Raw genomic sequence first — 26,607 nt, forward strand, 5'->3', positions numbered from 1 at the left:
GCAGCTAAAGTGTCGCGCGTCAATCCGAGGCGGTACGGCGCACCACCGGGGCTGAACCGAAACCGCGTGTGCGCAGGGTGCTGCGATTCGACCCACCTTTGCCCTTTATGCAAGCCTCGCGCTTCACCGGCCCCGATCGATCGGGTCAGCGATTTCGGCGCAGCCTCTTGGCGAGGTCGGTCGACGGGCAGCGCCGGAAGAAATTTGTTGTCGTGCGAAACGTCCGCGCAGCTACGACTGAAACTCCGGCTGTGCCTGCATTGTCCGGAGATCGATCGGCATGGATATGTGTTCGTGCGTGATCATCCAGCGGTCGCTCATCTTCCGCAAACCCGACGTCACACGCACCCAATAGTCGGCCTTCTCCCCGTTGGTTCTTTTGCTTCTGACGTGGCACAGACTATGGCAGAACGCCACGTCGTCTCTGACTGTGACGAGCAGCTCGTGCACTTCATAATCGATCGGACCGTCAACCGTGGCAAACCACGCCTCGAAATTCTTTCGATAGGCACCGGCGCTCTCGATCCGCAGCGGCGGCCTGATGTCGAATACGACAGTAGCCGCGGCATAGTGTGCCATCAGGGCTTCTATGTTCTTGGACCGCAATGCCTGCACCAGGTCATCCAGGCCTTTGCGGATTTCCGTTTCTTCTGCAGTCGGGGTCTGCATAGGGCTCTCCTTCATTGCATGAGGCATTATCCCCGAGCGGCCGTTGCTCTCGAAGCGATGCATCTGGTCATCGGCCGCGATGGCCAGGAAAGCTGCTGGCTTACTGCGCGGCTTCGGCGAAGGGGGTCGGCACATAGTTGAGTATAGGGCCGAGCCAGCGCTCGACCTCGGCTAGCGGCATGGCCTTGCGGCTCGCATAGTCCTCGACCTGATCGCGCTCGACCTTGGCCACGCCGAAATAATAGCTTTCGGGATGCGACAGGTAGATGCCGGACACGGAGGAGCCCGGCCACATCGCAAAGCTTTCGGTCAGGCTGACGCCGGCGTTGCGCTCGCCGTCGAGCAGGCGGAACAGCGTCGCTTTCTCGGTGTGGTCGGGCTGCGCCGGATAGCCGGGCGCCGGGCGAATACCGCGATAGGGTTCGCCGATCAGCTCGTCCGGCGCCAGATCCTCATCCGGGGCATAGGCCCAGAACTCCTTGCGCACGCGTTCGTGCAGGCGCTCGGCGAAGGCTTCGGCGAAACGGTCGGCAAGCGCCTTGACCATGATCGACGAGTAGTCGTCATTGGCACGTTCGAAGCGCTCGGCGATCGCCGCTTCCTCGATGCCGGCGGTGACGATGAAGCCGCCGAGATAGTCGGCCTTGCCGCTGTCCAAAGGCGCGACGAAATCCGACAGCGCGACGTTCGCCTTGCCGTCGCGCTTGGTCAGCTGCTGGCGCAGCGTGAAGAAGGTCGCCAGCTCCTGCGACCTGGCATCGTCGGTGAACAGCCTGATGTCGTCGCCGACGGAATTCGCCGGCCAGAAGCCGATGACGCCCTTTGGCGCGAACCATTTTTCCGCGATGATCATTTTCAGCATCGCCTGGGCGTCGTCGAAGAGCTGGCGTGCCGCCGGCCCTTGCGCCTCGTCGTCGAGGATTTTGGGATAGCGACCCTTCAGCTCCCAGGTCTGGAAGAACGGCGTCCAGTCAATATAACGCGCGAGTTCGGCCAGGTCCCAGGCTTCGAAGGTTTTCAAGCCAAGGAAGGACGGTTTTGGCGGCGCGTAGGCCGACCAGTCGATCCGGTGGGCGTTGGCCCGCGCCTTGGCCAACGGCAGGCGCTGCTTGTCGGCTTCGCTGCGCGCATGCGCATCGGCAACCTTCTTGTACTCGGCACGAACCTTGTCGACATAACCGCCCCTGGTCTCGTTCGACAGAAGTGCCGACACCACGCCGACCGCGCGGCTGGCATCGGCGACATAGACCGTCTGGCCTCTGATATAGCGCGGATGGATCTTTACTGCGGTATGCACGCGGCTAGTCGTAGCACCGCCGATCAACAGCGGAATGTCAAAACCTTCGCGCTCCATCTCGGCGGCCATGTGCGCCATCTCGTCGAGCGAGGGCGTGATCAGGCCGGACAGGCCGATGATGTCGACCTTTAGCTCGCGCGCCGTCTGCAGGATTTTTGCCGCCGGCACCATGACGCCGAGGTCGATGATCTCGTAATTGTTGCAGGCCAGAACCACGCCGACGATGTTCTTGCCGATGTCGTGGACATCGCCCTTCACCGTCGCCATCAGGATCTTGCCGGCGGTCTGGCGCTCGCCGGTGTCGACACCTTTGGCGGCATTCGCCAGCTTCTCCGCCTCCATGTGCGGCAGCAGGCCGGCGACGGCCTGTTTCATGACGCGGGCGGATTTAACCACTTGCGGCAGGAACATCTTTCCCGCGCCAAACAGATCGCCGACGACATTCATGCCTGCCATCAGAGGACCTTCGATGACATGCAGCGGACGCTCGGCGGCGCGCCGCGCCTCGTCCGTGTCCTGGTCGATGAATTCGGTGATGCCGTTGACCAGTGCGTGCGAAATGCGCTGCTCGACCGGCCAGTCGCGCCAGGCGAGATCGCGTTCCTGCGCTTCCTTGCCCGCCGTGCCCCTAAAACGTTCGGCGAGTTCCAGCAGGCGTTCGGTCGCGGTGCCGCCGCCCTTCGGCTGACGGTTGTTGACGACGTCCTCGCAGGCTTCGCGCAGTTCGGGATCGATGGTGTCATAGACGGCAAGCTGTCCGGCGTTGACGATGCCCATGTCCATGCCGGCCTGGATGGCGTGGTAGAGGAACACGGCATGCATGGCCTCGCGCACCGGCTCGTTGCCGCGAAACGAGAAGGAGAGGTTCGACACCCCACCCGATATGTGGACATGGGGAAGCGTCGCGGTGATCTGCCTGGCGGCTTCGATGAAGTCGACGCCGTAATTGTTGTGCTCGTCGATGCCGGTGGCGATGGCAAAGATGTTCGGGTCGAAAACGATGTCCTCGGGCGGGAATCCGGCCTGCTCGGTCAACAGTCTGTAGGCGCGGGTGCAGATTTCGACCTTGCGCGCCTGGGTGTCGGCCTGACCATCCTCGTCGAAGGCCATGACGACCACCGCCGCGCCATACGCGCGGACGAGCTTCGCATGGTGCAGAAAAGCCTCCTCGCCCTCTTTCATCGAGATGGAGTTGACCAGCGGCTTGCCCTGCACGCATTTCAGGCCGGCTTCGATGATCTCCCATTTGGAACTGTCGATCATCACGGGTACACGAGCGATGTCCGGCTCGGCGGCGATCAGGTTGAGATAACAGACCATTGCCTGCTTCGAATCGATCAGGCCTTCGTCCATGTTGATGTCGATGATCTGCGCGCCGTTGGCGACCTGGTCGCGGGCGATTTCGAGCGCGGCGGTATAGTCGCCCGCGGTGATCAGCTTCCTGAATTTCGCCGAGCCGGTGACGTTGGTGCGCTCGCCGACATTGACGAACGGAATCTCGTCGGTCAGCGTGAACGGCTCGAGCCCCGAAAGGCGCATCTTCGGCTCGATGTCGGGAACAGCGCGCGGCGGATATTTCTTCACGGCCTGTGCGATGGCGCGGATGTGGTCGGGCGTCGAGCCGCAGCAGCCACCGACGATATTGACCAGGCCGTCGCGCGCGAAATCCTCGATCTGCGCGGCCATGAACTCCGGGCTTTCGTCATATTGGCCGAATTCATTGGGCAGGCCGGCATTTGGATAGGCGCAAACAAAGGTGTCGGCGACGCCGGATATTTCGTCCAGATGCGCGCGCATGGCTTTGGCGCCCAGCGCGCAATTGAGACCTATGGTGAACGGGTTGGCGTGGCGGACCGAATGCCAGAAGGCCGTCGGCGTCTGGCCCGACAGCGTGCGGCCGGACAGATCGGTGATCGTGCCGGAAATCATCACCGGCAGATGCACGTCCTTCTCGATGAAGATCTCGTTGCAGGCGAAGATTGCCGCCTTGGCGTTCAGCGTGTCAAAAATGGTCTCGATCAAGATGATGTCGGCACCGCCGTCAATGAGACCCCGCAGCTGCTCGCCATAGGCAAGACGCAATTCGTCGAACGTCACGGCGCGGTAACCGGGATTGTTGACGTCCGGCGACATCGAGGCGGTGCGGTTGGTCGGCCCCAGCGCACCGGCGACGAAACGACGCTTGCCGTCCTCCTGCTCAGCCCTTGCCGCTGCCCTGCGCACCAGCCGTGCACCGTCGCGGTTCAGAGCGTAGACCGCATCCTCCATGCCGTAATCCGCCTGGGCGATGGAGGTCGAGGAGAAGGTGTTGGTTTCAAGGATGTCCGCCCCGGCGATGGCGTATTGATAGTGAACCTCCTCGATCGCCTTGGGCTGCGTCAGGATCAGCAGGTCGTTGTTGCCCTGCTGATGGCAGGCGCACTCGGCGAATTTGTCGCCACGGAAGTGGTTCTCGTCGAAGCCCAGGCCCTGGATCTGCGTGCCCATGGCGCCATCGAGGATGAGGATGCGTTGCCGCGCCGCCGCCGTCAGCGCTGAAAGCACTTCCGAACCGTCGGGCTTGGCCGCGACGGGGCCGAACAGGTCGTCCAACGATGATGGGTTTTGCGACATATTTCGTCCTCAGGGCGACGGTCGCGCTTAAGCGACATAAAGACATCTTTATGTGAGTATACGCCGTTTGCTTACTGCTGTCACCCCCGCCGCGGGGAATGCCTAGGGCAATGGCTCGACGTTTGCGCTGCCCCTCATCCGCCTGCCGGCACCTTCTCCCCGTATAGTGACGGGGAGAAGGGAAGCTGGCCGCAACTTCAGCACCCTTCTGCAACGCTGGAGGTTGGCGAAATCCTTGTCGATGGCGCCCTTCTCCCCGTCACTATACGGGGAGAAGTGACCGGGGCGGCGGCGACATCGACAATTTGAGTGCCGCCCGCCGGCGCTACAACGCCACCTGCGCAGTCTTCGCCGATGCCGCCCTGAGCAGCATCCCGAACAGGTCGCGCGGCGCGTCGGGGTCGGCCAGCATGTCGAGTTGCTGGCAGAGGCCGGTCGATGGCAACTGGTCCCTGATATAGCGCAGCGCCGAAAAATCCTCGATGGCGAAGCCGACGGAATCGAACAGCGTGATCTGGCTGGCATCGCGGCGGCCTTCAGCCAAGCCAATGATGACCCGCCACAGCTCGGTCACCGGATGATCGGGTGCAAGCTGCTGGATCTCGCCCTCGATGCGGGTCTGCGGCGACGCGGACGTCGCTTCCTTCTCTCGCGTCAGGAGAAGATCTCCGCCAGTTCGTCGACGCTGGTGCCTTCCTTGACCTGCCGCAACTCGACATAGCTGACCGCCGGGGCAACCGAGGTCACCACGGATACGACGGATGTCACCAGAGCATCCAGGATGAGAGCCGTTGTCACGCCAAAGACCATGACGAGTTGGCTCAAGACAAGCTGGATGACGATCACGGCTATGATCAGGATAATCCAGAATCCGAACAGCGCCCAGCGGCTCCCTTTGGTCAGCTCGCGACTGCGCTTCATGCTGCCGAACACCCCCCGCCGTTCCTGAACCAGAACCGGCACGGCGACCGACCAGCGGAGCCATAATATGATGCCGGGGACGATGAGCAGCATGAAGCCCAAACCCGCGCCAAGAGAGACCAGCAATGCGATGCCTATCACCGGCAGCAGGAGGGAGATTGCCATCTTGAGGCTGTCGCCCATTGATGGCCGCTTGCCGTTCAGATCCTCGATGGCCGCGCGCACCAGCGTCGCCTGCAAGATCGCTGCCAGGACCATGGAAACCAGCATGACGACGATTGTAACGATAGCTCGTTGGACCGAGAACTCCGGAGCGCCTGTCTCGGTGCCGGTCGCCCAATTCCAGACCCAAAGCTGGTAGAGCAACGTTGGCAAGCCTGAAAACAGCACTGCCAGCCCGAGGCAAAGAACGATATTGCGGCTGATGACAGCAAAGCTGTCGTTGAAAACCCTGCCGATGCGAAACTTGTCCGGTCGTTCCAGTGTCGTTGAAACCATGATGCGTCCCCTCGCTCAATCGCCGCATATCGGCTGGTGATCCCCGCATCAAATGTGCCAACATTGGAGATCGACGTCTAGCCCCACTTGCAATTGCCGTTGTGCATTGCCAGTGTCGACTGGGAACCACAGGTTGCAGGGGAAGCGGTTGGCAGTGGCACAGCCAGGCACAGCGGAAGCCGAATGGCTGGCAAGAGCGCATGAGCAGTTGATCTCGGATAAGTCGATCCAGTTCGACCTGCCGGCCTATGTGCCGCCCCAGCCGCCTGACTGGCTGAAGCCGCTGCTGGACCTGTTGTCGTCGCTCGGTCCCTACATGATCTACCTGTTCTGGGGGGCGGTGCTATCAGGTGCGGCGATCATCCTGCTCCTGGTCTTCCTCGAGATGAAAGGTATCGCCTGGCGCCTACCCTGGCAGCGCGCGCGGCGCGAAACCGAGGCGGAGGAAGCATGGCGTCCCGACGCCGGCGCCGCGCAGATCCTGCTGTCGGAAGCCGACGCGCTGGCCGCGCGAGGCGACTATGACGAAGCGGTTCATCTCCTGCTTCGGCGCAGCGTCGCCGATATTGCCGGCCGGCTGCCGGATTTTTTGCGCCCGTCGCTCACGGCGCGCGACATCGCCGCTGCTGCTTCGGTTCCCGCCAAGGCCCGCGCGGCGTTTACCGAGATCGCACGCATCGTCGAAGCCGCATTGTTCGCGCGCAGGCCGGTCGGCGCCGAAGGCTGGCGGCAAGCACGCGGCGCCTATGAGCGGTTCGTCTTCCGGGATGCCTGGATATGAGTGCTGCGACGGTCGAACCAGCGGCACAGGAACCGTTCAATCGAAGAACGCTGTTTTGGGGCATTTTCGCCAGCCTGCTTGCGGCAGCGGGTTTCTTCCTGCTGTCCACCTATGCGCCCGACTTCCGGCAACCCGGCAATGGCGGCGCCACGCCGCTGTCGAAAAGCGGCGTCGGCTATGCTGGCCTGGCGGAATGGTTGCGGCTCACCGGCGAGACGCCGGCCATGGCGCGGACCGATCAGGATCTCGGCACCGACATGCTGCTGATCGTCACCATTTCGCCCGAGAGCGATCCCGCCGCGCTCGACCACATCCTCGAACTTCGGCAGGTCCTGAATACCCTTTTCGTGCTGCCCAAATGGCAAACCCTGCCGCTGGAGGAGCACGAAGGATGGAAGATGAAATTCGGGCGATTGCCCGATCCCGTGGTGAACCAATGGCTCGGCCGGATCGCCAAAACAAAGATCGGCGTCGGCCAAAGCAAGGTGCGGCAACTCAACGTCGAAGGCCGGCTCGTTGCCGCCCCCGACGAATTGCAGTGGGTGGCGGACGAGCATCCAATCATAGCAGCCGGCAACGACAAGGCTGTGCTCACCGAACTCGACGACAAGCCTTTTTATATCCTGACCGACCCCGACCTGATCAACAACGCCGCGCTTGCGGATTCCGCCCAGGCGGCAGCCGCGCTCGACCTGATTGCATTGCTGCAACCCGAAAAGGGCCGGGTCATGTTCGATCTCACGCTGCATGGCGCGGGGCGAAAATACGACCTTGCCAAGCTACTGGTCGAACCGCCGTTTCTGGCGCTGACACTGACGATCCTGGCAGCGGCGGCGCTGGCTTTCCTGCACGGCATTGGCCGTTTCGGCCCGCCGCGCGCCGACCAGCGCGCCATTGCCTTCGGCAAGGGTGCGCTGGTGGATACGACGGCGATGCTGTTGCGGCGCGCCGGGCGGCTCGAGGAATTGGGAGGCCGTTACGCGGCCTTGATGCGGGTGCGCGCCGGCGCACTGCTGGGAGCGCCGCAGGGGCTGCAAGGCGAAGCGCTCGACCACTGGCTCGATTCTCGCGATAAGGACGAAGTCAGCGGATTCACCGCGCGGGCGCAAGCCGCCGGCGAGGCGAAAAACCTGACGCAAATGCACGAGGCAGCCGAGCGGCTGCACGATTGGACGGCAAGGAGGCTCGGTGAACGTCGATGATGTGAAGGCCCTGGCGACACGGATCAGGGAAGAAGTGGCCAAGGCGATCACCGGACAGCACGATACGGTCGACCTGATGCTGACCGCCCTGTTCGCCGGCGGGCATATCCTGCTGGAAGGCCCTCCGGGCACGGCCAAGACAATGACCGCGCGCTGCTTCGCGCAGGCTCTGGGTGTCGCCTACGGGCGCATCCAGTTCACGCCGGACCTGATGCCGGGCGATATCGTCGGATCGAACATCTACAATTTCCAGACTGGACAGTTCACGCTGACGCGCGGTCCGATCTTCTGCGATCTCTTGCTTGCCGACGAGATCAACCGCACGCCGCCCAAGACACAGGCAGCACTTCTGGAGGCGATGCAGGAGCATGCGGTCACCTTCGACGGCACCACGCATTCGCTAGGCCGCAACTTCATGGTGGTCGCGACCCAGAATCCGATCGAGCATCAGGGTGTCTATCCCCTGCCCGAAGCACAGCTCGACCGCTTCCTGTTCAAGCATCGGGTCAGCTATCCCGGTCCCGAGGAGGAACGGGCCATCATCATCCATCACGGCGGCGGCTCCGCCTCGCACGACATCGCGCAATACGGCATCAAGGCTCAAACGGATCGCAAGACGCTGGAGAAGGCACTCGAAACCGTCGGCTCCGTCACCCTCGTCGACGACGTCGTCGGCTACATCGCGGCGCTGGTGCGCGCCACACGCGACACCGCCGATTTGGAGGTTGGCGCCAGTCCACGCGCGGGCGCCATGCTGGCCAGGGCGGCGCGGGCGCGGGCAGCGCTCGACGGGCGCGCCTATGTGATCCCCGACGACGTCAAGGCGCTGGCGGTGCCGGCGCTGCGCCATCGCGTCATCTTGTCGCCGGCCGCGCAGATCGATGGCCGGCTGGTCGAGCAGATCGTCTCCGACTTGGTCGACCAGACGGAAGTGCCGCGTTGATCTATCCCAGCGGCCGAGCGGTGTGGGCGGCAGCGGCGGGCGCGGTGCCGGCCTTCCTGGTCGCGCTGGCGCTGCCGTCGCTGTGGTATCTCGGATTGCTGTGGATCTGCCTGCTGCTCGCCTTCCTGGCGGTGGACGCCGCGGCGGGACGCGCGCGGAAATCGCTGGCCGCCAGCCTCCACGCGCCGCCGCAGGTCGGTGTCGGCGGCCAGTTCACCGTCCATGTCGCCGCCCGTTTTTCAGGCCGGACGCGGACCCTGGAGGCGCGCGTCGGTCATGATGAGCGCCTGGCGCCGATCGGCGGAACCGGCGGTCCCCTGGCTGCCACAAAGGATGGCGGATCGCTCGACCTGCGGTTCCAGGCGTTGCGGCGCGGCATCGCCAGCTTCGATCGTCTGTGGCTGCGCTGGCGCGGGCCGTTCGGACTGGTCTGGAACCAGATCGTCCTGCCTATGGAAAGCAAGGTGGCAGTGTTGCCCGACGTCCGCAGCGCCCGCGACCAGGCGATCACGCTGCTGCAGCGCAACGCCCTGCCCGACGGGCATGCGCAGCGCCGGGCCGGCCAGGGCCGGGAATTCGAGGCGCTCAAGGATTATCAGCCCGGCATGGGCCGGAGGATGATCGACTGGAAGCGCAGCGCCCGCCACGGCAGGCTTCTGGCGCGCGAGTTCCGTATCGAGGAGAACAACAACATCGTGCTGGCCATCGACAGCGGACGCCTGATGTGCGAGCCGGTCGACGGCCTGCCGAAGGTGGACCGGGCGGTGGCGGCAGCCTTGCTGTCGGCGTTCATTGCGCTCAAGGGCGGCGACATGGTCAGCCTGTTCAGCTTCGATGCGCGGCCGCGCGTCGCCAGCGGCGCGGTGCGCGGCTCGGCCAGCTTCGCGATGATCCAGAAGCGGGCGGTTGAGATCGACTATTCCAACGAGGAGACCAATTTCACCCTGGCGCTGACCACGCTTGCGGCGAGGCTCGACCGGCGCTCTCTGGTCATCATCTTCACCGACTTCGTCGATCCGATCAGCGCGGAATTGATGCTGCGCACCGTCGGCCGGCTCACCGAGCGGCATCTGGTGCTGTTCATGATGATCAGGGATGTCGAATTGGAGAGCTTGGCCGACATGCCGCCTTCATCCGGCGAGGATGTCGCCCGCGCCGTTGTCGCCGGCGGGCTTTTGCGCGAAAGGCAGGTCGTCATCGGCCGGTTGCGGCTGCTTGGCGCGCATGTGATCGAAGCCGACCATCAAAGGCTGGGGCCGGCGCTGGTCGAGCGCTACCTGCAGTTCAAGCACGAGGATTTGTTGTGACTGCGCCAGTACCCGGCGATGTTCGACGCGGCGATGCCGTACGCCAGTCGTTGGCCAGCTTCCGTCGGGAGCGCGAGGCCGACTGGAAGGCGTTCGAGGCGCTACTCGCCCGCGTCGAGAAACGCGCCCCGCGAACACTGTCGGAAGAAGAGCTGCTGTCGCTTCCGTTGCTCTACCGGTCGGCATTGTCTTCGCTTTCGGTGGCGAGAGCGACATCCCTCGACAGTGCGCTGATCGCCTATCTCGAATCCCTGTCGCTGCGGGGATATTTTTATCTCTATGGGGCACGCCGCGGACTACGGCAGCGTGTTGGCGATTTCTTCCTGCATGACTGGCCCGGTGCCATCCGCGAATTGTGGCGCGAGACGCTGGTGTCAGTGGCGCTGATGTTTGTCGGCATCGGCGCCGGCGCCTGGCTGGTAGCGTCCGACAAGGGCTGGTTCGACGCGATCATCCCGTCAGGCCTGGCTGCCGGCCGTGGCCCCGACGCTTCGGCCGAGTTGCTGCGCAGCATGCTTTATGACGGCGATAACGGCTTTCTCTCGGGCTTTGCTGCTTATCTTTTCACCCACAACGTCCAGGTCGCAATCCTCGCCTTCGCGCTTGGATTTGCTTTCGCCGTGCCGACGGTGCTGCTGATGCTGTTCAACGGCTGCATGCTGGGTGCGCTGTTCCAGGTCTATTGGGCAAAGGGGCTTGGCATGGAACTTGGCGGCTGGCTGGCCATTCACGGCACCACCGAATTGTTCGCCATCGCAGTGGCCGGCGCTGCCGGCATGCGGATCGGCACGCGCATCGCCTTTCCCGGCGAATTGACCCGCATGACGGCAGCGGCCCATGCCGGACGCATCGCGGCGACCGCGATGGTCGGCGTTTCGATCATGCTGCTGTTTGCCGGACTGCTCGAGGGCATCGGCAGGCAGACGATCACCAGCGACGTCACCCGCTATGCCATTGGCAGCGGCATGCTCGCACTGTGGATCGGCTACTTCTACCTGTTCCAGGTGGTGCGCAATGGCGATCGCTAGACGCGCCGCGCTGGCGACAATGCGCTCGCTGATCACGCCTGAAGGTGTCGACCTCCAGATCAAGCTGGCCGACGCCGGCACACGGGCTGCCGCTTTCCTGCTCGATGTCGTGTTTATCGCCACGGCTGCAATCACGGTCACGATTGTTGCGCTGTTCGGGGTAACAGGTTTCGGCACCGACAAATTGCAGCCGCTTTTCATCGTCTGGATCATCGCGATCTTTTTTCTGCGAAACGTCTACTTCATCGCCTTCGAGGCGGGCCGGCGCGCGTCGACCCCCGGAAAGCGGATCATCGGCGTCAGGGTGGCGTCACGCAACGGAGCCGGCCTGTCGGTCGATCAGGTCATCGCCCGCAATCTGATGCGCGAGATCGAGGTCTTTCTGCCGCTGTCGATTATCGCCGGACGCAGTGGGATGGGCGTCGCCGATACGCTGACGACAGTTTTTGGGCTGGTATGGGCGCTACTGTTCGCCTTGTTCCCGCTGTTCAATCGCGACCGGTTGCGGATTGGCGACCTCCTGGCGGGAACCTGGGTCGTCGAGGCGCCTAAGCGCACGCTGATGGAGGATCTGTCGGCACGAAAAGATCCGGTTGCCAGGACTTTTCAGTTCAGCCATGCCCAGCTCGATGCCTATGGCATCGCCGAACTGCACAAGCTGGAGGAGGTGCTGCGCCGCGACGACTATTTCGCGCTGCGGGCGGTGGCTGAGACGATCGGACGCAAGATCGGCTCAACGCCGCAGGCGCATGACGCCCGCCCGTTCCTGACCGCGTATTACGGCGACCTGCGAGCCCATCTCGAGCGAAAGCTGCTGCTGGGCAAGCGAAAGGAAGACAAGCATCAGCGTTAGGAACGAAAGGCCGTCTTACCCCACCCACTTCTCGTAGTCCGACACCAAGAGGTGCAGCGGCGCGACGTCCTCGTCGATGTCCGCGAAGCGGCCGATCGGCTCGCGGAAGACATTGTCGGTGAGATCGTCGTTGACGGTCGAAACCTCGCCGATCAGCACGTCCTTGCCCTCGGCCCAGAAGGCGTGCCAGACGCCCGGCAGCAGCGTGACGCTCTCGCCCGGATCGAGCTTCAAGAGCCCGCCCGCCGGCAGCCGGTGGATGGTCCCGTCGACCGGCACCGATACTTCCGCCTTCGGATCGATGCCGCCGTCGCGATCGTGCATGAACAGCTCCAGCACCAGCTTGCCGCCGCCGCGGTTGATGATGTCTTCGGCCTTGATGTTGTGGCGATGCATCGGCGACAGCTGATCCTTGCGCGAGATCATGATCTTCTCGGCATAGAGCATGCCCATGCCCTTCTTCATGTCCTCGTAGCGACCGTTGCGAACGGTGAACAGGAAGAGGCCGAGCTCGTCGAACTTGCCCTGGCCGTAATCGGTGATGTCCCAGCCGAGCCGCGAGGAGAAGATGGCCGACGAATCCTGCCGGCGCGCCTTCATCTGTTCCGGGCTCCAATAGGCGAAGGGCGGCATGATGTAGCCGAACGAACGGATGAAGGCATCGGCGTCGCGGATGATGTCGTTGATAGCGGAGCGTTTCATGGTTGTGGTTCCTTCCCGTCGGCTTGGGTGATCCCCAAACCGAATAGCCGAACACCGATCCGGTGTCGACGTAAACCGCGTGCTGGCCTCATGACATCCGGGCCGATCAAGGCCATAAGTCCAGGCAAATCCCAAGGTGAAATTCCATGCTGAGCGTAGACGACCTCGATACACCGGCGATCCTGATCGATGTCGACCGCGCCGAAGCCAACATCGCGCGGGCGCAGGCCCACGCCGACCGCCACGGGCTGAAGCTCAGGCCGCACATCAAGACCCACAAATTGCCCTACTGGGCCAAGAAGCAGATCGCAGCCGGTGCCGTCGGCATCACCTGCCAGAAGATCGGTGAAGCCGAGGTGATGGCCGATGCCGGGCTCACCGACATTTTTCTGCCTTACAACATTGTTGGCCGCGCCAAGCTGGAGCGCCTCAAGGCACTGCACGGCCGTGTGACGCTGTCGGTGACGGCAGACAGCATGGAGACGTTTAACGGGCTCGCCGCCACCTTCAACGATCCAGGCCAGCCGCTACAGGTGCTGGTGGAATGCGATACCGGCATGGGCCGCTGCGGCGTCCAGTCGGCCAGCGAGGCTGTCGCACTGGCCAGACGGATCGACAAGGCCAAGGGGCTCGCCTTCGGCGGGCTGATGACCTATCCGGCGGCAGGCCGCGCTGCCGAGGCCGAGACTTGGCTCGCCGATGCGCGCAACGCGCTCGCCGCATCCGGCCTTGCCTGCCGACGCATCTCCAGCGGCGGCACGCCGGATATGTGGCGCTCGAGCGAGGCTTCCGTCGTCACCGAGTACCGCCCCGGCACCTACATCTATCTCGACCGCTACCAGGTCGCCAAGGGCGTCGGAAGCCTCGACGATTGCGCGCTGACGGTGCTGTCGACGGTGGTCAGCCATCCGACGCCGACACGGGCCATTCTCGATGCTGGCAGCAAGGCGTTGTCCAGCGACACGCTGGGGCTGCCCGATTTCGGCGAGTTGCTAGGCATTGCGGGCGCCACCGTCACCAGCCTCAGCGAGGAGCACGGCAACGTGACGCTTTCCGGCGACGCCAGGCTGCATATCGGCGAGCGCGTGCGCATCGTGCCCGACCATTGCTGCGTCGTCACCAATCTTTTCGACGAGGTGCATCTGATCACCGGAGAACGGGTGCTCGAGACGCTGCCGGTGGCGGCGCGCGGCCGCATGGGGTAGCGCCTCAATTTCTCGAACGCTGGCGGGACAGCGACGGAACTCAGCTAGCCTGCCGTGCCGCAACCCGCCGCATGGCAATCACCCGGCGACGCAGGATTTCCGTGCGCATCGCCATCAGGTGCAGCGCGAAGAACAGCACGGTAAAACCCAGAGCCATCACCAGCAACGGCCGCAACAGGCTGGGATCGATGGTCGGCCCGCCGAGCCGGAACACCGAAGCCGGCTGATGCAGCGTGTTCCACCAGTCGACCGAGAATTTGATGATCGGGATGTTGATGAAGCCGACCAGGGTGATGATTGCGGCGGCCCAGGCGGCGCGCGCCGCATCGTCGAGGGCCCTCGTCAGCGCGATGATGCCGAGATACATCAGGAACAGCACGAACACCGAGGTCAGCCGCGCATCCCACACCCACCAGGTGCCCCACATCGGCTTGCCCCAGATCGAACCGGTGATCAGCGCGAGCGCTGTAAAGACGGCGCCGATGGGTGCCGCCGATTTCAGCGCGACGTCGGCCAGCGGATGGCGCCATACCAGCGTGCCCAATGCGGAAACCGCCATCAGCGTGAAACACATCATGGCCAGCCAAGCGAAGGGCACATGGATGTACATGATACGTACGGTGATGCCTTGCTGGAAATCCTCCGGCGCCGTGAAGCTCATGTAGAGCCCGGCGGCCAGGAGGAGTGTGGCGATGGTTGCCAGCCACGGCACCACCTTGTCGGCCAACCCGACAAACCGCGTCGGGTTGGCGAAATCCATCCAGCCGCTGAGGCGTGAAGTCAGGTCACTCATGCAGCTTTACATAAACCGGCGACGCGTCTGGGGCAATCGAGTGGCGGTGTCGCAGGTGCGCGTTCCCTTCTCCCCTGTGGGAGAAGGTGGATCGGCGCGTTAGCGCCGAGCCGGATGAGGGGTGCTGGAAGGAGTGAGGCGTGGATGATCCTATCTGCCGTGCGCCAGAATTTCGATTCTGGATGGAGGGTTGCGCCAAGCTGGAACACCCCTCATCCGACCGAGCTTCGCTCGGCCACCTTCTCCCACAAGGGGCGAGCCTGGCAACTCAGGCGGCCGCGTCCGTGATGGTGCGGCTGAGGCGGCGGACTTCCTCGTCGTTGAGCAGGCCGCCGGCGCGCAGCAGGCTGGCGAAGCGGCCATTGCGCATCGACAATTCGGCGAAGCCACCCATTTCGACCACCTTGCCATTGTCCATGAAGACGACCAGATCGGCATCGCGAACAGTGGTCAGGCGGTGCGCGATGATGAAGGTGGTGCGGCCGCGCCGCAATTCGTCGATCGCTTCCTTGACGCGGTCTTCCGTCTCGACGTCGAGCGCGCTGGTCGCTTCGTCGAGCACCAGGATGGGTGAATCCTTCAGCACGGCGCGCGCGATTGCGATACGCTGGCGCTCGCCGCCCGAAAGCTGTCCGCCGCGTTCGCCGACGACCGTATCGTAGCCGTTGCTCTTCGACAGGATGAAATCCTGCGCGGCAGCGGCATTGGCGGCGGCGTGGACCTCATCATAGGTCGCCTCGGCGCGCCCGACGCGGATGTTGTCCTCGATCGAGCGGTTGAGCAGGCCCGCATCCTGGAACACGGTGGCAATCGAGTGGCGCAGCGACTTGCGGGTCACCGTGCGGGTATCGATGCCATCGATCAGGATGCGGCCGCTGGACGGTGCAAAGACCCGCTGCAAAAGATTGATCAGCGTGGTCTTGCCAGCGCCCGTCGGACCGACGATGGCCACGGTCTGGCCGGCGTGGACCTCGAACGAGACATCGTTCACGCCCTGCCCCGAATTGGCGAATTCGAAGTTGACGTTTTCGAAACGCACATGACCAGTGACGTTGACCAGGTCACGCAAACCGTCCGGCTCGGCGGCGTCGGCCGCGGAGTCCTCAAGGCGATAAAATTCCTCGAGCTTGGCCCTGGCTTCCGAAATCTGGTTGGCGAAGGCCGACATCTGGTCGAGCCGGGCGATCAGCAGCGTGGCAAAGCCGGTAAACGCGATCACGTCACCGATACGCAATTGGCCATGCATGACCAGATAGGAGCCGATCAACAGCACGACCATCATCGAAATGGTCGACGACAGACGGTGCAGAGCGTTGGCCAATGCCCACCAGTCGAGCACCGGATACTGGGCATCAAGCAGATTCTTGACATAGCGCTTCAAGGCGTCGGTCTCGTGGCCGATGCGATTGTAGCTCTGCAGCACGGCGACATTGCTGACCGAGTCGCTCACATGCGCGAACACCTGGTGAAAGTGCCGCTCCACGGACGCCTGGCCTTCTTTGGTACGACGCATCACCAGCCGGCCGATTCCGACGTAGAGCGCGCCCAGTGCCAGCAGGACCATCGACATGCGAATGTCCATGCTGAGCGCCGTCGGCACCAGCAGAACCAGTGCGACAACCGTCGACAAATGCTGCCTCATGAACTCGAGCCAGAGGCTGAACAAGGTCTCGACCGCGCGCAGCAGCGTATGCAGGGAATTGGAGGTGCCGCGCTGATGATGCCAGGCAAGCGGCATGGTGATCACGCGCTCGAACGACTGGCAAAGGACCTCGCTGCGCCTGGCGTGGGCAAAACGATCCGCGCCGCGCGCCACCAGGACGAAGGCGACGACGTTGAAGACGCCGATACCAGCCCACAGGCCGAGCGTCGAAAAGACCGAGCCGCCGTCCGAAATGGCATCGATCACCCGTCCGAACATGATCGGCTCAAGGATGGCGATAATCGCAAGCGCGACATTCGCCCCACAGATAAACGCGACGCGTTTTCTGTCGGCAGCGAGATAACCGAGCGCTCTCCAGTAGATTTGCAGAAGGGACACTTCAGCTACTCCAGCAAATTGTTATTGTGCACTGCATCATTTTCTGACTCGTACTCGTTGACGTGTCGCGAAACAATGCCCTCGTACCCCTTCAGTTCCCAATTCGCGAACAAAAGATGGCGACGCTGCGAAATCTGTCGTGATCACCTAACGGTTTGAGAAGAAAGGTAAAATGTCAGCCTTGCGGCAAAATCGTGGCAGTCTGGAAGCACTGCCGAAATTTTAATCAGCAACTGGCCATGTACGAATCCAAAAAGCCTGCATCGGCTTTTGGGAAATCTCATGCGCAATAGAATTGCTCAAGCAACTTTAGATAACGCACATCCTCAAGATGTACCAAGACGCTCCAAATCCTTGAAGCTACGCCGGTATCCTTACGACCAGATCGGCCTTGTCGCCGGCTTTCGGTTCGAAAGACGCAGCCTTCGTCTTTTTACCATTTACCTCGAGCGAGACGGCTTTGGCCTTCTTGTCGCGGACAACCTGAACCCTGAGTTCGGCCCCAAGCACCTTGAGCATTGCCGCATAGCCATCCCAATGGCTGGGCAGTTTCGGCCTGAACTGGATGCGCTCGCCCCTGCGCTCGATGCCGAGGATGCCTTCGACCGCCGCGCGATAAAGCCAGCCGGCCGAGCCGGTATACCAGGTCCAGCCGCCGCGGCCGCCCTTGCCTTGCCCGGCGTAGACGTCTGCCGCGACGACATAAGGCTCGACGCGGTAGTGCTCGGCAGTGGCCTCGTCGAGCGCATGGTTGACCGGGTTGAGCATCGAGAAGCAGCGGTAGGCGTCGTCGACGCGCCCCATTTCGGCGAGCGCAATGACGAACCATGTCGCTGCGTGGGTATACTGGCCGCCGTTTTCACGGACACCCGGCGGGTAGCTCTTGATGTAGCCTGGGTTCTGTTCCGTCTTGGAAAAGGGCGGGGTGAAAAGCTTGACGATGTTGAGCTCGTCGTCGACGAGCATTTTCATCGCCTGCTGCATCGCCGTCGTCGATCGCGCCGGATCGCCCTCGCCCGACAGCACGCTCCACGACTGGGCAATCGAGTCGATCTTGCATTCCTGCGAGCTGCGCGACCCCAGCGGCGTGCCGTCGTCGAAGCTGCCGCGACGATACCATTCACCGTCCCAGGCCGTGCTTTCCAGCGCCCGCTTCAGCACGCTGGCGTGTTTTGTCCAGGCTTGCGCGCGCTTGGCGTCGCCTTCCGCCTTGGCGACAGCTGCAAAGTCGCCCAGCGTCTTCAGCAGGAACCAACCCAGCCAGACGCTCTCGCCCTTACCGTGCTCGCCGACACGGTTCATGCCGTCGTTCCAGTCACCGCCGAGGATCAGCGGCAGCCCGGCGGGGCTGCTGCGCTTGATGGCAAGGTCAAGTGCGCGCGCGCAATGATCGTAGAGTGAAGCGGTCTTCTTCGATATTTCCGGGGTGAAAAAGGCGTCGTGCTCGCCTTCTTCCAGCGGCGGCCCTTCGATGAAGGGCAGTTGTTCCCTGAGGATCGCGGTATCGCCGGTTACCAGCAAGTAGTGTGCCGTGGCATGGGCGAGCCAGACCACGTCGTCGGAAATCATGGTGCGGACGCCTGCCTCGGTTCGCGGCAGCCACCAATGCTGCACGTCGCCTTCGGGGAATTGCCGCCGCGCCGCGTTGAGGATTTGGGCGCGCGCCAGTTGCGGATCATGGACAAGCAGGGCCAGCGTGTCCTGCAACTGGTCGCGGAAGCCAAAGGCGCCGCTCGCCTGGTAAAACGCCGAGCGGGCGCGGATGCGGCAGGCAAGGCTCTGATAGGGCAGCCAGTGGTTGACCATCGCGTTGAGCGCCTTGTCCGGCGTCTCGACCTGGATGGTGTCGAGAAACCCTCGCCAGGTGCGTTCATTGTCAGTCAGCCGCTGATCGAAATCCTTGCTGCGATGATGCCGTGCCAGCGCGCTGGCTTCCTCGGCAGAGGCCGCATCGCCGAGCAGCCAGAGCAGCGTCACGTCGCCGCCGGCAGGGATGTCGACGTCGCGTGCAATTGCCGCACAAGGATCGTCGCCCGCCTCGACGCGGCCCGACAGGCCTGCGCCGCTGAGCACGGCTTGCGGGAGTTCGCTGGTGCCGTTTCGTCCGATGAACTCGCCGCGGTCGGCCGTCACCGAGTGTGCCGCGCCGTCGGCGGCCAGGAAGGCGACCCGCTCGCCGAAGTCGAGCCCGTAGGGATTTTGCGCCAGCAACGCGCCCGTCGCGGCATCCCTGGACGGAACGATGGTCGCCGCCGTGCGCGAACGATGGCTGCCAAGAACCCATTCCGCATAGGCATAGACGCGCAGTCGCGCCGGCGCCGAACCGGAATTCTGGATGCGCAACCGGGAGATTTTCACCGGATCGATGGAATCCACCACATGGGTAAGGTCCATCGACAGCGGCCCGCGCTTCGAACGGAAGGTCGAAAACCCCTGCCCGTGCCATGTTTCGTAGGTCATGGCGGGATCGCGGACGACGGCGGCCAGCGGCGAGAACGCCCGGCCGCTGGCATGATCGTAGATATAGATGCCCTCGCCTGGCCGGTTGGTGACCGGGTCGTTCGCCCACGGCGTCAGTTGATAATCGCGGCTGTTTCGGCTCCAGGTGAAGGCAGCGCCTTCAGCCGAAACGTGGAAACCGAACGAGGCGTTGGAGACGACGTTGATCCAGGGCTGCGGCGTCGTGCGCCGGCCAGCAAGGCGCACGACATAGTGGCGTCCGTCGCCCTCGAAGCCGCCAAAACCGTTCCACTGGTTGAGCCCGCTGCCATCGGCACTGCCGTCGAACGCGGGTTGGGCCCACGTCTGTGGCGCCGGCGGAGACGGTTCACGAAGCGCTGCTGCACCCGCCGGCTGCAACGCGTCCCGCGCTTGCAGCGCAGCGGCCTCGGCGCGCTCGATCTGATCGATGATGGTGCCGTTGCGCGTGTGCAGAACGACGCGGGCGGTGGCCAGCAGCGTCTTGTAGGTCGCCTCGTCCATGAGGTCGCGGCGCACCGCGAAGATGTGCTGGCGGGGTCCTAGCTCCTTGCCGCGCAGGCGGCTGTTTTCGCACAGCGTCTCGACCGCCCGTTGCAGGTCCTGCACGTAGGACGAAGCCTGCTCGTTGACGACGACAAAGTCGATCATCATGCCGCGGGCGCGCATGTATTCCTGGAAGCGGAGCGCCTGGGCCACGATTTCGAGATCGGCGACATCGCCGATCCTGACCAGAAAAATCGGAAAGTCGCCGGATATGCTGGTCGGCCATAGGCCCGATTGCCTACCGAGCCCGGAAGCGATCGATTCGGCCGGAAGCCGCAGGAACGGATCCGGATAGATCAGATAGCGCGCCAGATTCTGCACATTGGCGGCATCGGCAAGGCTGAGACCGAGATGCCGGGTCTGCACCTGCGAGCGGGTCCAGGCGAGCATCGCCTGGCGCGCGAAGGCTTCCGGATGATCAAGCCGCGCAATGGCATCTTCGAGTTCGGCACGGTTGGCGCCGACGGCAGTCCAGAAGGTCAGCGATATCTTCTTGTTGGCCGGCACCCGCACCTGCCGGCGAAGCGCCGCGACCGGATCCAGCGTGAAGCCGGAATGGCCGCCAAGCTTGGCGCCGGGATCGAAGGCGGCGGCCTCGGTAATGGTGCGGCCGCGGCCTATGAAGGCGCGCCGGTCGGTTTCGGCCTCGGCGTCGCGCGTCGACCCAGACGGGTCGGTGACGAAATGCACCATGGCGACATCAGGCTCGTCCGTTTCCCGCTTACGTCTGGTGGCGAAGATCGCTGCGTTATTCGCAGCGATTTCGGTTTCCACGAACATTTTCGAGAAGGCCGGATGCGCGTTGTCGGATGCTTCGGAGCCCAGCACCAGTTCAGCGAACGAGGTCACTTCGATATGCCGGTCGACCGGCCCGTCATTGTAGAGCGTCACCCGCCGGCCTTCGCCATTTCCCTCCGAAATGACGATGCATTCGACCTCCGAACGCAGTGATCCCACTGACTTGACGAAGCTCGCCTTGTCGTCGGAAAACAGCGTCCGCACCTCTTCGTGGGTGGCACGCTTCGGCTCGGCGGTGGCCGACCACCAGTCGCCGGTGCCGGAGTCGCGCAGGAAGATGTAGGAGCCAAGCCGATCCTCGGTCGGATCCGGCTGCCAGCGCGTGACGGCAAGCTCGCCCCAGCGACTATAGCCGGAGCCGGTCGCGGTAACCATGACCGAGTAGCGGCCATTGGACATGACGCTGGTCGAACGCAGCGCCTTGAGCGGGTTGAGCACGATGCGCGTATCGGGGCTCTCGGCTTCCGTTTCGTCCTTCGACCGTTCGTCGGCCTCGGTCCTGACGGTGGCGGTCGGGATGTCGCGCGGCGCTCTTTCCTGCAGCAGCAACTCGGCCGACTCGATCACCGGATCGCTGTGGAAGCGGTCGCGCAGGCGTCCTTCGAAGATGGCGTCGGCGACGGCGGCGATCGACATACCGGAATGGTGGGCCATGTAGTTCAGCACGACGACATGGTCGGTGCCCTCCGGCACGCGTTGCGGCGTAAAATCGACCGCATCGTAGAAGCCGTGCCGGCCAAGGGCGCCGAGCCGCCTCAGCCTGGCCAGGTTCTGCACCGATTCACGCGGGGTGAACTGCGCCGCCAGCACGGTCGCATAAGGCGCAATCACCGTGTTCTGGCCAAGACCTCGCTTCAGGCCCAGCCCAGGCACGCCGAAATTGGTGTACTGGTAGGTCAGTTCGCGATCGCGGGCGTTGTAGGCCGCTTCCGAAATGCCCCAGGGCACGTTCTTCGAGCGGCCGTACTGGATCTGGCGCTTGATGATGAGCTTGCTGGTCTGGTTGAGGATGCTGCCTTGCGGCTCCTTCATCACCAGCGGCGGCATCAAATACTCGAACATCGAGCCGGACCAGGACATCAGAGCGCCCTTGAACCCGATCTCGACGATCGGCCGGCCGAGGTGGAACCAGTGCTCCGTCGGCAGATCGCCCTTGGCTATGGCGAACAGGCTGGTCAGCCGCGCCTCGGAAGCCAGCAGATCGTAACAGCTTTCGTCGAGCTGATGCTCCTCGACCCGGTAGCCTATCGACAGAAGCTTGCGTTCCTTGCGCATGAGGAAGGAGAAATCCATTTCGAAGGCAAAGCGGCGCGTGCGCTCGCGCAACGACAGAAGCTTGGCCCGCAGCGCCTCGACGGCATTGTCGTCGCTATGCGCGTCATGGACATGCGCTTCGCAGGTGGCTTCCAGTCTCGCCGCCCAGTCGGCGATGGTGTCGCTCTGCGTCGAGGCGGCCTCAGTATGGATCGCGATGGCGAGCTTGCGGATCTCGCCGGCCAGAACGGCCAGGTTGATGGTGCGGATCGACGCCATCTCGGGTTGTGCCTTGATCGATTCGACCGCGCGTCGCATGCCATCGAGGCGATCGGCAAGTCGCTGGCGCAACGGCCGCAACTGGCGGCGGTCGTCAGGCAACTCCGCCAGGCTTTCGTCGAGGATCGTCACCGTATCGAGGATACCCTCGAAGTCGCCCTGAAGGTGGACTGCAGGCGCTTCCGCCCATTCGGCACAGGCTGCCGCCACCGCCACCAGATGGCCGGCGAGATTGCCGCTATCGACGGCGGAAATGTACAGCGGATAGAGCGGCTTCAGCGTCGTCGTGTCATACCAGTTGAAGAGATGGCCGCGCTCACGCGGCATGCTCTCGATAGTCGACATCGTCGCGTCGATGCGGGTGGTGGCGTCGGACAGGCTGATCCAGCCGAAATCGCGGGCCGAAACCACTGACAGGAGATAGACGCCGATATTGGTCGGCGAGGTGCGGGGCGCCACGACGGGCGCCGGACTTTCCTGGAAATTGTCAGGCGGCAGATTGTGATGCTCGGCCGTCACGAAGGTCTCGAAATAATGCCATGTGCGCCGCGCAATCGTGCGCAGCGCATGGATGTCGGCCGCCGATATGCGCAGACGGTCCTCGGTTTCGGCAGAGCGGCTGATAAAGAAGGCGAAGGCCGGCGAGCCAATCCAGAACAGCGCGAAGAAGAAGGCGACGAAAGCTCCGGTGGAATCGGCCACGACAGGGATGGCGAGGCCGACGACGCCGACGATCACCGCGCCGTACATCATGCCGTAATAGGAGCCGAGATCGTTGTCGCCGTTCTTGTGAGCCTGCGAGGCAGTGCGCCATTCGAGCAGGTTCTTCCGGCTGACGAACAGGCGGTAGAGCGTGCGAATGATGGCATCGCCCATCATCCAGGCCAGATGCGCCATCAGCACGATCTTCAGAGCCACCAGGGCGGTGCCGAAGGCGACGTCGCGCGCCAGCGCCGAGAAATGACCGCGCGGCGTCTGGTCGCCGCTTTTCGGCAGGATGGCGTGGACGATGTCGAATGTCGGCGCCATGAAAAGTGTGAGGATCAGCAGCGCCTGCCATTGCGCGGCCTGGGTGAAGGGCAGCAGCGTCCAGCCAGCGATCGCGGCCATCACCCAGAAGATCGGCGTCAGCGACCGGCGCAGATTGTCAACCATCTTCCAGCGCGACAGCGCCGGCACGCCGGAGCGCGGACTGAGAATGAAGCCCAGAAGCTGCCAGTCGCCGCGCGCCCAGCGATGGTGGCGCGACGCGTCGACCGAATAGCGGGTCGGATAGTCCTCGACCAGTTCGACGTCGGTGACCAGTGCCGCGCGCGCCAACGCGCCTTCGAGCAGATCGTGGCTGAGGACGGTGTTTTCTTCGATGCGGCCCTTCAGCGCCGCCTCGAAGGCGTCGACGTGATAGAGCCCCTTGCCGGTGAAGGAGCCGTCGCCGAAGACGTCCTGGTAGATGTCGGAGACGGCAAATACGTAGGGATCGAGGCCGCGATTGGCAGAAAAGACCCGCTGGAAGAAGGATGCGTCGTCGCCGCTGGTCAGCGAAGCGGTGATGCGCGGCTGCAGGATGGTGTAGCCGGCGCTGACGACGCGCTTTGCCGCATCGTAATGCGGGCGGTTGAGCGGATGGCAAAGCTTGCCAACCAAACTGGCGACGGCATCGCGGGTGGTGCGCGTGTCGGCATCCAGCGTCATCACATGGATAACGTTTTCCGGCAACGGCACGTCCAGCGGCAGAAAGGTGGTGTCGCTGTCACCACGCAGCAGAAGATTCAGTTCGTGGAGCTTGCCGCGCTTGCGTTCCCAGCCCATCCAGGCGCCCTGGGATTCATTGTAGAGCCGCCGGCGGTGCAGGACGTAGAAACGCGGCGCGCCTTCGCTGGGATAGCGGGCGTTCAGCCGTGCGATCTCGTCGCGAGCATATTGGAGGATCTCGATATCGGCCGCATCGATTTCGGTTTTGCTGTCGGGCCAGTCCGAAAGCAGAGCGAAATGGATTTCGTCCGCCGTGTTGGCCAGGTGGTGCACTTCGATGTTGCGGATGTTCTCCTCGACGTCGTCGCGCGAGCCGATCAGCGACGGCACCACCACCAGCGTGCGCGCCTCGGGCGGCACGCCGCGCTTATAGTCGTAGCCGACGAGGCGCGTCGGCTTCAGGAACAACGATACGACGGTGTTGAAGAAGGCAAGCGCGCCTTCGCTGGCCGGCACGGCAAACAGCGCCAGCATCAGGACGATCGACGGTATGGACAGGCCGAGACTGGCAAGGGCATCGCGGGAGAGGACAAGAAGCAGGACCGTCAGCGCGAACACCGGCACGACGATGCCCAGCCATCCGGTCTTGCCGAACGCCCGTTTGATCGTGACGCTGACGGTCGGCCGATAGCCGATCGCCTTCTCCAGTTCCAGCCGGCGCGGGCCGACCAGAAAGAACCCGACGTCGGTGTGAGCGATTGGACCGGTGACGGTGGTATCGGCGACAGCGGCATGGCCGGCGAGTTCGATCGCCTTTTCAGCAACGCGGAATTCGGAACGATCGGAGCGGCGCGCCATTTCCTCGATCGCGGTCCGGTACTGGTCGCGCGAGAAGAAATCGAGCGCGGCGAAATCGGTGCGCTCGCGCAGCAAGGTGTCGATGCGGCTGACACCTTCGAACCAAACCGTCCAGTCGATATCGTTGATGAGCCTGAGGCCGCGGATGATGTTACCGGTAGTTACATTGCCACCGGACAGCGTGCGATGCTCGCTGATGATGATTTCCTCGGCATCGGAGCCGGACTTTTCAAGCTCGCCCTCCAGCCATTCCAGCGCCCTGCCGGCATTTTGCGACCCGTCGCGCAGGCGGTAGAGCAATTGGGTGGCAAAGGTGGTGTCTTGTGCATGGGCGACGTAGTTCGACAGGATCGCCTGGCGGTCGGCGCTGTCGTCGATCGCCAGCACGCCGTCGGCAACCTCGTTGGCAATCTGGCGCATCTGCCGGGTACGACTGACCCGGACCGCGATCCGGCGAAGATTTTCGATCAGAACGAAGCGCAACAGCGATGGCAGCGCCCAGAGCTCGCCGATCTTCAGCGGCTCGACAGCCTGAAAGCCTTCGACGATCGCCTTGAACATGGCCGCCGAAACCGAACTGTCCGAATGCGCGACATAGGTCCAGGCCAGCGCAAGGGCGCGCGGGACGCTGCCGCCGTCGGACAGTTTCAGGGTCGGCAATTGACGATAGAAGCGGCGTGGCAGGTCGCGCTTGACCTGGAAGATGGTTTCCTCGACCAGATAATTGTTGTCGAGCAGCCATTGCGCCGCCGGCGTGATCGTCTCGCCTCTCGCCTGCGCGGCATTGGTCGAACGGTAGACTTCGAGGATCTTTCTGGCGCTGTCGCGGACGCGTGGCTGGAAATCGAACGGCTCCAGGCCGAACAGATCCTTGACGTCACCGTTGGCGAGGCTTGCACCCAGCGTTCGCAGGCGCTCTTCCGGCAGGAAATTGGAGCGTATCGGCTCTTCCGTGATGGCCGGAAAGCTCGCGCTCGTCTTTTCCATTTGGGTGGGGTCTGTCTGTATATTCATTGAAAATTCCGCATGGGGGACGCGTTAGCGGCGTCACCGCCACGGCAATGTCCCTAGAACCGATTGAAATGGAATTGGTTGCATCGAAACAAGGGCCGAAAGTTTATTTTCGCACCAAGACCTGCAGACGAACCACCTCCCTCCCGCCGGGACTTGATCGACGGAAGGATTCAGGCTTTTTCGTGATCTGGGCTTGAGCTTACGGCATATTTGGCCGGCGTTGTGATCATGTTTCGAAACAGGCGTTAATCGTTTGCAGCAACGCGATCGATGCGGATCACGAACAGCGTCGCCGGTCGCGCAGGCTCAACGCGCCGTTTCAGGGCGTCCGGTCCGAGCAACAGCGTGTCGCTTGGTCCGATGCGGACAGGCGCCGCGCCGGTCACCGTGATCTCGCCGTCAAAACACAGGATGAGGGTCGCATGAGCGGCCGACTGGATGTCCGTTGGGGCTGAAATCACCAAGCGATCGACGGCATGGGTCATCCGTCCACGCCGCGTCATGACGTTGAGATCGGTGATCGGACCGGCGATCAGCGCCGCTTGCGTCGGCACATCGGCCGGAAAGGAAAGCGGGGCGGAAGTTTTGGTCAGCGTAGCCGCCGGGCGGCCGGCCATATCAAGGATGATCCCCTCGCCTTCCAGCACGGCCAAGCTTCGGTCCACTCCGGCAAACTCGGAGAATGGTCCACCGCTTTCGACCCGCGCCATGGAGACGCGCCAGTCGAAATCGTCGAGCGCAGCACCTGCGGGCGAGACGGCGATTTCCGTCGTCACCCCGCTGCCGTTCTTCCACGGCATAGACCGGTATTCGGCTGCCCGCAGAATGCGCAAGG

At 63.4% G+C, this 26,607-nt stretch carries 16 protein-coding genes; 7 read left to right on the forward strand and 9 right to left on the reverse strand.

Annotated elements, in window-relative coordinates; genetic code table 11:
* Positions 1–231 precede the first annotated feature (231 nt).
* From BQ8794_RS01425 to BQ8794_RS01440, 4 genes are all read right to left on the reverse strand, one after another.
* Entirely contained in the window at positions 232–669 is a 438-nt protein-coding gene (locus BQ8794_RS01425) for a YybH family protein (protein WP_167378584.1), read from the reverse strand.
* Positions 670–769: 100 nt separating this feature from the next.
* Positions 770–4,579 carry a methionine synthase gene (metH, locus tag BQ8794_RS01430; RefSeq protein ID WP_077372023.1) on the reverse strand — a complete coding sequence of 1,270 codons (3,810 nt, stop codon included), beginning with the start codon at positions 4,577–4,579 and terminating at the stop codon, positions 770–772.
* A gap of 325 nt (positions 4,580–4,904) precedes the next feature.
* Positions 4,905–5,342 carry a Rossmann-fold NAD(P)-binding domain-containing protein gene (locus BQ8794_RS01435; RefSeq protein ID WP_244554826.1) on the reverse strand — a complete coding sequence of 146 codons (438 nt, stop codon included), beginning with the start codon at positions 5,340–5,342 and terminating at the stop codon, positions 4,905–4,907.
* On the reverse strand, positions 5,234–5,998 hold the full coding sequence (locus BQ8794_RS01440) for a glycerophosphoryl diester phosphodiesterase membrane domain-containing protein (RefSeq protein ID WP_077372026.1): 765 nt from the start codon (positions 5,996–5,998) through the stop codon (positions 5,234–5,236). Before BQ8794_RS01440 ends, BQ8794_RS01435 begins: the two co-directional genes overlap by 109 nt.
* Before the next feature lie 154 nt (positions 5,999–6,152).
* On the opposite strand from BQ8794_RS01440, the gene BQ8794_RS01445 reads away from it, so the two are divergent.
* Genes BQ8794_RS01445 through BQ8794_RS01470 form a run of 6 tightly spaced genes read left to right on the forward strand, consistent with a single transcriptional unit; the run spans position 6,153 to position 12,112 of the window.
* Entirely contained in the window at positions 6,153–6,779 is a 627-nt protein-coding gene (locus BQ8794_RS01445) for a DUF4129 domain-containing protein (protein WP_244554819.1), read from the forward strand.
* Complete coding sequence (locus tag BQ8794_RS01450) at positions 6,776–7,981, forward strand: DUF4350 domain-containing protein (protein ID WP_077372029.1); 1,206 nt, start codon at positions 6,776–6,778, stop codon at positions 7,979–7,981. The genes BQ8794_RS01445 and BQ8794_RS01450 overlap by 4 nt, the downstream gene beginning before the upstream one ends.
* Complete coding sequence (locus tag BQ8794_RS01455) at positions 7,968–8,924, forward strand: AAA family ATPase (protein WP_077372032.1); 957 nt, start codon at positions 7,968–7,970, stop codon at positions 8,922–8,924. The genes BQ8794_RS01450 and BQ8794_RS01455 overlap by 14 nt, the downstream gene beginning before the upstream one ends.
* Positions 8,921–10,231 (forward strand): DUF58 domain-containing protein, encoded by a 1,311-nt coding sequence (locus tag BQ8794_RS01460; RefSeq protein WP_077372035.1) that lies wholly within the window; start codon positions 8,921–8,923, stop codon positions 10,229–10,231. Before BQ8794_RS01455 ends, BQ8794_RS01460 begins: the two co-directional genes overlap by 4 nt.
* On the forward strand, positions 10,228–11,259 hold the full coding sequence (locus BQ8794_RS01465) for a stage II sporulation protein M (protein WP_077372038.1): 1,032 nt from the start codon (positions 10,228–10,230) through the stop codon (positions 11,257–11,259). Before BQ8794_RS01460 ends, BQ8794_RS01465 begins: the two co-directional genes overlap by 4 nt.
* Positions 11,246–12,112: an RDD family protein gene (locus BQ8794_RS01470; RefSeq protein WP_077372040.1), complete on the forward strand. Its 867-nt coding sequence runs from the start codon at positions 11,246–11,248 to the stop codon at positions 12,110–12,112. Before BQ8794_RS01465 ends, BQ8794_RS01470 begins: the two co-directional genes overlap by 14 nt.
* A 15-nt stretch (positions 12,113–12,127) precedes the next feature.
* On the opposite strand, the gene BQ8794_RS01475 is transcribed toward BQ8794_RS01470, so the two are convergent.
* Positions 12,128–12,814 carry a D-lyxose/D-mannose family sugar isomerase gene (locus BQ8794_RS01475; RefSeq protein ID WP_077372043.1) on the reverse strand — a complete coding sequence of 229 codons (687 nt, stop codon included), beginning with the start codon at positions 12,812–12,814 and terminating at the stop codon, positions 12,128–12,130.
* A gap of 146 nt (positions 12,815–12,960) precedes the next feature.
* Between BQ8794_RS01475 and BQ8794_RS01480 the strand changes: the two genes are divergently transcribed.
* Complete coding sequence (locus BQ8794_RS01480) at positions 12,961–14,019, forward strand: D-TA family PLP-dependent enzyme (protein ID WP_077372046.1); 1,059 nt, start codon at positions 12,961–12,963, stop codon at positions 14,017–14,019.
* A 40-nt stretch (positions 14,020–14,059) separates the two neighbouring features.
* Here the strand turns inward: BQ8794_RS01480 and BQ8794_RS01485 are convergent, their stop codons facing one another.
* From BQ8794_RS01485 to BQ8794_RS01500, 4 genes are all read right to left on the reverse strand, one after another.
* Positions 14,060–14,812 (reverse strand): heme ABC transporter permease, encoded by a 753-nt coding sequence (locus tag BQ8794_RS01485; RefSeq protein WP_077372049.1) that lies wholly within the window; start codon positions 14,810–14,812, stop codon positions 14,060–14,062.
* A 268-nt stretch (positions 14,813–15,080) separates the two neighbouring features.
* A complete protein-coding gene (locus BQ8794_RS01490; protein WP_077372051.1) occupies positions 15,081–16,853 on the reverse strand; it encodes a glucan ABC transporter ATP-binding protein/ permease in 1,773 nt (590 codons plus the stop codon).
* Positions 16,854–17,213: 360 nt separating this feature from the next.
* A complete protein-coding gene (locus tag BQ8794_RS01495) occupies positions 17,214–25,772 on the reverse strand; it encodes a glycoside hydrolase family 94 protein (RefSeq protein ID WP_077372053.1) in 8,559 nt (2,852 codons plus the stop codon).
* A 245-nt stretch (positions 25,773–26,017) separates the two neighbouring features.
* Positions 26,018–26,605, reverse strand: coding sequence for a HutD/Ves family protein (locus BQ8794_RS01500; protein WP_077372056.1), 588 nt, complete (start codon positions 26,603–26,605; stop codon positions 26,018–26,020).
* Between the last annotated feature and the right edge of the window lie 2 nt (positions 26,606–26,607).

The sequence above is a fragment of the Mesorhizobium prunaredense genome (assembly GCF_900156895.1).
Lineage (GTDB): Bacteria > Pseudomonadota > Alphaproteobacteria > Rhizobiales > Rhizobiaceae > Mesorhizobium > Mesorhizobium prunaredense.